We start from the raw sequence: 6,629 nt of genomic DNA, 5'->3' as shown, positions 1-6,629 counted from the left end.
ATGTAGATACACTGAATTTTGTCAAAGTCTCTGATTGGGTCATGGGCCTTCAGTTTGTTAAGTAAGAACTTTGGCCTTCAGGTGACGAACTGCACTTGAAAGCCAGTTATAGGCAGGAAAATGAGTCAATATAACGATCAATATTATATTGTTTTTGAAAATTATGATGACGATACTCTTTATTTGACAACTCATGATAGATCGGATCATCGCAACTATGAGTACACTAAGCTAGTCGGAAGTGAGCCGATGTTCTTTACTAACGGCTATCGCGATGAGGATTTGGCTAAGGGGATATCACGTCCAATCAAGCAAGCACACCTAAGTAGTACTTATCCTGTCATAACGAATGAAATAAAAAACGCATTGCGCGGAATAGAAAATGAACTTTTCCAATTTTACCCAGCAGTGATTCTAGATGATAACGATACGTATAATGAAGGCTATTGGGTCTTTAATGTATTTCATAAGATGGATGTACTAGATATAGACAATTGTGCTATTCGGAGGATAAATCCGAATAGAGAAGGTCAAAAGATTCAAAAATATTTCCTCAGTGATAATAAGTTAGACAAAATACCACTTAGTGAGAGGCTGGTATTTAAACCAAAGTTTAGCAATATAAGTCATATCATCGTTCATGAAACAGTTGTGAATATATTCCAGAAGCATGATGTTGATACTTTGAATTTTATAAAGATCTCAGACTGGGAAATGGGCCTTCATTTTATAGAGTAACGTGTTAAATGTTTTCACCGCATCCGATTTCTACACGCAGGTGCGCCCTTATTTTAACATGTGCCAGTTGTGCGAAGACTTGTTACTATGCTCTCACCTAAGAAAAGTTTCTCTATGATTTTTCTCAACAAATCGAGAGGGTACCGCTATAGTCCTTCTCAAAGACTCGGACCCTTATACATACATGGCGCTAAAACCCACTATTTACAAATTTCGTATCGCGCTGACCGATATGAACCGCGACTATTACGACACACTCAACCTGACCGTCGCACAGCATCCATCTGAAAATACGCTGCGGATGATGGCTCGCTTGATGGCGTATTGCCTTCACGCTGGTGAAAACCTACAGTTTACTAAAGGGCTCTCGACCACTGATGAACCCGACATCTGGCGTAAGTCACTCGACGAACAAATCGAATTGTGGATTGAGCTAGGTGAGCCGGATGCTGACCGGGTGAAAAAAGCCACTCGACAGGCTAAACAGGTTGTGGTTTACAGTTACAACTCCAAATCCAATGTGTGGTGGGAGCAAAACCGCGGCAAACTGGGCATGTATGACGCGACCGTCATGCGCTTCAACTCAGAGCAAGTAGAAGCATTAGAAACTTTGCTGGAGCGCAGTGTCGATATGTCGGTGATGATCAGCGGCAATTCTCTGTTTGTTGATAGCAACAAAGGATCGTGTGAAGTGACATTTGAAGAGTTGCAAAGCCGATGAATTCTCTCGAGCAAATCCTCACGGACTGCGGCGCCGATCTACTGCCAGTCGTCACTCTACACCCAGAGCTGTGGCGGGATTTGTGTGCAGATCAGCAAGAGCTTTTCGGCAAAGCGTGTCATGCAAAACCAGACACTTCGCCACAGCAACATCTGCTCGGGTTACTCACCAAACGTCACATCGAATGCAGCTCGCACTTCGAGCAATCTGCGCAATCAGAAACTGCGGTAAAAAGTGTGTTTGAACAAACTCTGGGTCACGAGCAGGCCGGGAAATTTCAATCTCAAACCCTGTCTGAGCTATTACTGGTAACGCATCTGTGGCTTTATTTGCAGGGCTATCTCAATATGGATTTCAGCTTAGCCAATGATCACGCCCAGCAAACCGCCGAGCGTATTGCCGCCCGCATCACGCTGGATGCCCAGGCGGCACGGGTTGAGTTTATGCAAAGCTATTACGCGGGGAAAGAGTGTTCACCACAACCGTCTAAGCCCAACCTGTTTGATAGGCTGAAGGCCTGGTTTAATCCAGATAGGGAATGACTGACGAGCCAAAAAGGGAGCCAAGATGGCTCCCTTTTGACAACTCACGCGATGCTTACAGTGACTCGTGCGGACCAAAAATTTCGTAGTGGATACGATCTCTGGACACACCCAGAGCGTGAAGCTGTTCGACCACAAACGCCATGAACGCCACCGGACCACACAGGTAGAAATCGCCATTGTCGAGCGCCAAACAGTCGCGGATGGCACTGAGATCCATCTGACCGCTGTGTTGCCCTTGCCCTTCCAGGTACCAGACATGCTGCTGCCACTGATTCACAGCGACCAACGTGGCCACTTCATCAACAAAAGTATGCTGGTCACGATTGTTACACGCGTGCAGGTAGGTCACATCCGCCTTTCTGGTTTCAGCAAGCGATTGCAGCATCGCCTGCATTGGCGTCACGCCCACCCCAGCCGAAATCAACGTCACCGGACGCTCACGCTCCACGTAGAAGAAATCACCAGCCGGTGGATAGAGCTTAACACTGTCCCCCACCTGAACCTGATCATGCAGATGATGAGACACCAAGCCACAATGAGCATCCTGGCTTTCACGCTTTACAGAGATGCGGTAGTTCATCCCATTCGGTTTTTGTGAAAGTGAGTACTGACGGATCTCGACATGCTCGCCTTTTTCTGGTGTCACTTCCAGTCCGATATACTGGCCCGGTTGATAATCCAGTACCGCTTTGCCATCGGCAGGTGTCAGTACAAAGCTGGTCACCAGCTCGGATTCAGCCGTTTTCTCGCTGACAATAAATTCGCGTGCGCCAGCCCAGCCCCCTAAGGCTTGGTGGCGTTGCTGGTACAACTCACCTTCGCGGTCAATAAAGACCTGGGCCAGAAACAGATACGCAGCGGTCCAGGCTTCTTCCACCTCCGGGCTGAACGCGTCCCCTGCCAGCTCGCGTAAGGTTTCGATCAGGTGATGGCCGACAATCTGGTAATGCTCGGCCTGAATGTTAAAACTGGTGTGCTTGTGGGCGATGCGCTCGACGGCTGCGGTCAACGCTGCCAGGTTTTCGATGTGTTTGGCATACGCCGCAATGGCTTCAAATAACGCCACGCCCTGACGGCCGGTGCGCTGATGGGTCATATTGAAGATGTCTTTCAATTCAGGATTATGGCTGAACATGCGCTGATAGAAATGCGCGGTCAACGCGGGACCCGCACTCTCCAGAAGAGGGATGGTACTTTTCACAACGTCAATATGATGATTACTTAGCATAAATGGACACTCCCACTAGATTAAATTTCAGAAACACTGAGTCACTTTCATTGAGTTAGTTATTGCGATGTGCACGAGAATTCCATGCCTCGCTTTATGTTCTGGCTTCTCGCCCGTGTGGTTTAAGAGCAGGAATAATGCCAAGTCTAAAAAGTGCCTATATCCCTTATTTTCATTCACTTATTGATAATAAAAGCAGTCAAAAAGACTTCTTTAAAACAAGTCATAATGACTCTATAATGATAAAAAATTTCATTTCAGTGCCTTTGCCATGCAAGAACTCTCTGTTTCTACTCTGGTCGAAATGACCATCGGACTTGCCAGCGGCCTCAGTAGCGAGGACCGCTTCCATAAATTGTTAGATGCCATTCGCAAAACAATCCAGTGCGACTGTGTGGCTCTGTTGTCACTGCAGGGCGACACTCTGGTTCCACTCGCCATGCAGGGGCTAACCCGAGACACCCTGGGCCGGCGTTTTCATATCAGCGAGCATCCGAGATTTGAGCTGATCTGCCAATCAGATAAACCTGTGATCTTTGATGCCGACAGCCCACTGCCTGATCCGTTTGATGGCCTGTTACTGGATCACGATGGGGATTTACCGATGCATGCCTGTATGGGCCTGCCCCTTCGGTTTGGTGACACCTTACTGGGGGTGCTGACACTCGACAGCCTGATACCCAACGTGTTTCACCATATTCCGGATCGTAGCCTGGAAGTGTTGTCTGCCATTGCAGCATCAACATTGAAGATGGCGTTGACCTTTAATCAACTGGAGCAGCAAGCCAAACAGGTTCAGCAACGGCTAGAGGAACTTAACGAAGAAGTCTGGGAACGTGACGGTGGTGAGTTGATTGGCAGTAGCACGGCAATGACTGCCCTGAAAGCCGACATTGAAGTGGTCGCGCCCTCGAACTTTAACATTCTGATCCACGGCGAAACTGGTGTCGGTAAAGAACTGGTCGCCCGCACTCTGCACTACCGCTCTGCGAGACGCAAGCAGCCGCTGGTCTACGTCAACTGCGCGGCCATTCCTGAAAACCTGGTTGAGAGCGAGTTGTTTGGGCATGTGAAAGGGGCCTTTACCGGCGCAGACAAGCACCGCTCGGGGAAATTTGCGCTGGCCGATGGCGGCACACTGTTTCTGGATGAAATCGGTGAATTGCCGCTGGCCGCTCAGAGCAAAATTCTGCGTGCTCTGCAAAACAACGAAATTCAACCGGTGGGCCAGGATAAAGTCGAGACTATCGATGTACGAGTACTGGCCGCCACCAATCGTGATCTCAAACAGGAAGTCAACGCCGGTCGTTTTCGCGCCGATCTTTATCATCGCCTGAGTGTCTATCCAATCCAGGTTCCTCCCCTGCGCGAACGCAATGGTGACATCGCATTGCTGGCTGGTTACTTTCTCGAACAGGCCAGGCGTAAACTGGGGATCACACAACTCAAACTCGGGCGGGACGCCATGGCTTACATCAGCCATTACGACTGGCCGGGCAATGTACGCGAGCTAGAGCACGTGATTAACCGCGCGGCATTGAAAGCCCGGGCGCGCAGCGGACAACGAGCGGTGATCACAGTAAACTTAGACGACATCGGTGCACTGGAAAACGGCGCTGCTCCTAAAAGTGAAAGCCTCCCAGGCGCCACACCTACCGCGTCTTTGGATCTGTCCGGTGGGTTAAGAGAAGCAACCGACCACTTTCAGCGTGAGCTGGTCACCGCAGCGCTGACCGAGGCCGACTTTAACTGGGCACAAGCCGCTCGAAAACTCAAAACCGATCGTGCCAATCTGGTGAGACTAGCCAAACGACTGGGCATCAATGTTACTAGAGTGCATAAAATCGAACGTTAAAGGGTTCATTTCTAGGCCCGCTGTTACTTCACTGTTACAATGGCGCGCAACGTTGTAACAGAGAAAATGGACCCTTTATGAAGTTTATCCGCTGGTTTCTGGGCAAAATCATTCTGACCCTGGATTTCATTTTTACACCCCGAGGGGTTAAACGCTCAGCCGATGCGCAACAGATCGTCGACGACAAAGCACGTCACATGGCGCTGTACCAGTTTGAGGCTTGTCCGTTCTGTGTCAAAGTGCGCCGCGCGATGAAGCGTCAGTCGGTCAAAATCGAATTACGTGATGCCAAAAATGATCCGGTTCACCGCGCCGATTTGGAAGCCGGAGGCGGCCGCATCAAAGTGCCGTGCCTGCGCATTGAAAACAATGGTCAGGTTGAATGGATGTATGAATCCTCCGATATCGTTGCCTATCTGGAAAAAGAATTTACCTGATGGGCACTCAAGCCGGACGTTGCAATCACGCCCGGCTTTTTTATTTGTATCGCTGCCCGCTCCCTGCCATAGTGTTTTAACATCGCTGTTTTTTTGCTCACCCCGTTTACAATGAGAAAGCACAAGGAGACTCCATGCGCGCAATTCCGCTTGACCTCAGCGTGATTCAGGCCGTTGTGTTTGACCTCGACAACACGCTGGTCACATCATCAATGAACTTTCGTGCCCTGCGTGAGCAAATCGGCTGTCCGCAACAAGACGATTTGCTTCACTACGCGAATGGCCTCAATTGTGACCTGAAAAGCCAGCGCGCCCACCAACTGATTATCGAACATGAGATGGAAGATGCGCGGATCTCTTCGCCAATGCCAGGCTGCCTTGAATTGCTCGAACACTTGCGCGCCCACCGCATCCATACCGCCATTGTGACTCGCAACTGTGCCAAGGCAACTGCGCTAAAAATGACACACAATCACATCAAGATTGAGCGAGTGATCAGCCGTGAGCATTTCCCACCCAAACCCGCGCCCGATTCGCTGATCGCATTGGCCGAGGAGTGGTTTCTGCCACGCCAGCAAGTGCTGTACGTCGGCGATTTCGTGTATGATTTGCAAGCGGCGAGAAACGCAGGCATGCCTTCCTGCCTGGTAACACACGGGCGTCGGCCAGACTTTGTCGATCAAGCGTCTCTGGTCGTTACTCATCTGCATGACTTGCAACAATTACTGGCGCAAAGCCACCAACAACTGGCTCAATAATCCAACGTACCTCGCATCGGATACTGATGGTAGCTTCCTGCTCTGAGCGCGTCACTCAGGCCATCCGCTAACGGAAAGCTGACTTCCAGGCGAGACTGATGCTCCTCCAGTTGAGCCTTTGAATCAGCAGAGATGGCCACAATTTCAACGCCCACTGCTGCAAACGCCGCTTTGTAGGTTTCCAGCTCATTCAGGCATCGGGTACTGTCAACGCACAAGCAATAGAAACCGCATGGCGAAGCTTGAAGCGTTATCAAATCATGTTAGAGCGGTCTCTCTATCCGGCAATCAGTTAACTTTTAGTCACTTGGTTGCCTCTCTACACTGTTAGAGTGACACTCTGAAAC

Annotated in this window: 8 protein-coding genes; 6 read left to right on the top strand and 2 right to left on the bottom strand. The window is 49.7% G+C overall.

Features of this window, described 5'->3' with window-relative positions:
* Positions 1-120: 120 nt before the first annotated feature.
* The 3 genes from CAG64_RS18685 (at position 121) to CAG64_RS18675 (ending at position 2,001) form a co-directional block, all read left to right on the top strand.
* Positions 121-738: an imm11 family protein gene (locus tag CAG64_RS18685; protein WP_161489348.1), complete on the top strand. Its 618-nt coding sequence runs from the start codon at positions 121-123 to the stop codon at positions 736-738.
* A 184-nt stretch (positions 739-922) separates the two neighbouring features.
* Positions 923-1,459: a YaeQ family protein gene (locus tag CAG64_RS18680; protein WP_161448637.1), complete on the top strand. Its 537-nt coding sequence runs from the start codon at positions 923-925 to the stop codon at positions 1,457-1,459.
* Positions 1,456-2,001, top strand: coding sequence for a hypothetical protein (locus CAG64_RS18675; protein WP_161448639.1), 546 nt, complete (start codon positions 1,456-1,458; stop codon positions 1,999-2,001). Before CAG64_RS18680 ends, CAG64_RS18675 begins: the two co-directional genes overlap by 4 nt.
* Positions 2,002-2,056: 55 nt before the next feature.
* Here CAG64_RS18675 and hmpA read toward each other — a convergent pair whose 3' ends face one another.
* On the bottom strand, positions 2,057-3,232 hold the full coding sequence (gene hmpA, locus CAG64_RS18670; protein ID WP_161457913.1) for an NO-inducible flavohemoprotein: 1,176 nt from the start codon (positions 3,230-3,232) through the stop codon (positions 2,057-2,059).
* Positions 3,233-3,503: 271 nt separating this feature from the next.
* Here hmpA and norR point away from each other — a divergent pair, with 271 nt between their 5' ends.
* From norR to CAG64_RS18655, 3 genes are all read left to right on the top strand, one after another.
* On the top strand, positions 3,504-5,087 hold the full coding sequence (gene norR / locus CAG64_RS18665; protein WP_161453638.1) for a nitric oxide reductase transcriptional regulator NorR: 1,584 nt from the start codon (positions 3,504-3,506) through the stop codon (positions 5,085-5,087).
* Between the two features lie 77 nt (positions 5,088-5,164).
* Positions 5,165-5,524, top strand: coding sequence for a glutaredoxin family protein (locus CAG64_RS18660; RefSeq protein WP_161453639.1), 360 nt, complete (start codon positions 5,165-5,167; stop codon positions 5,522-5,524).
* Between the two features lie 134 nt (positions 5,525-5,658).
* Positions 5,659-6,282 carry an HAD family hydrolase gene (locus CAG64_RS18655; protein ID WP_161453640.1) on the top strand — a complete coding sequence of 208 codons (624 nt, stop codon included), beginning with the start codon at positions 5,659-5,661 and terminating at the stop codon, positions 6,280-6,282.
* Here CAG64_RS18655 and CAG64_RS18650 read toward each other — a convergent pair.
* Positions 6,276-6,500 (bottom strand): redoxin domain-containing protein, encoded by a 225-nt coding sequence (locus CAG64_RS18650; protein WP_161488381.1) that lies wholly within the window; start codon positions 6,498-6,500, stop codon positions 6,276-6,278. The two genes, CAG64_RS18655 and CAG64_RS18650, sit on opposite strands and share 7 nt — an antisense overlap.
* Positions 6,501-6,629 lie beyond the last annotated feature (129 nt).

Origin of the sequence: Vibrio sp. V38_P2S17PM301, from assembly GCF_009904845.1 — a bacterium.
GTDB classification, from domain to species: domain Bacteria; phylum Pseudomonadota; class Gammaproteobacteria; order Enterobacterales; family Vibrionaceae; genus Vibrio; species Vibrio proteolyticus.
Note: the sequence above shows the minus strand (reverse complement) of the source record. Positions and strands in the feature narration are given on the sequence as shown.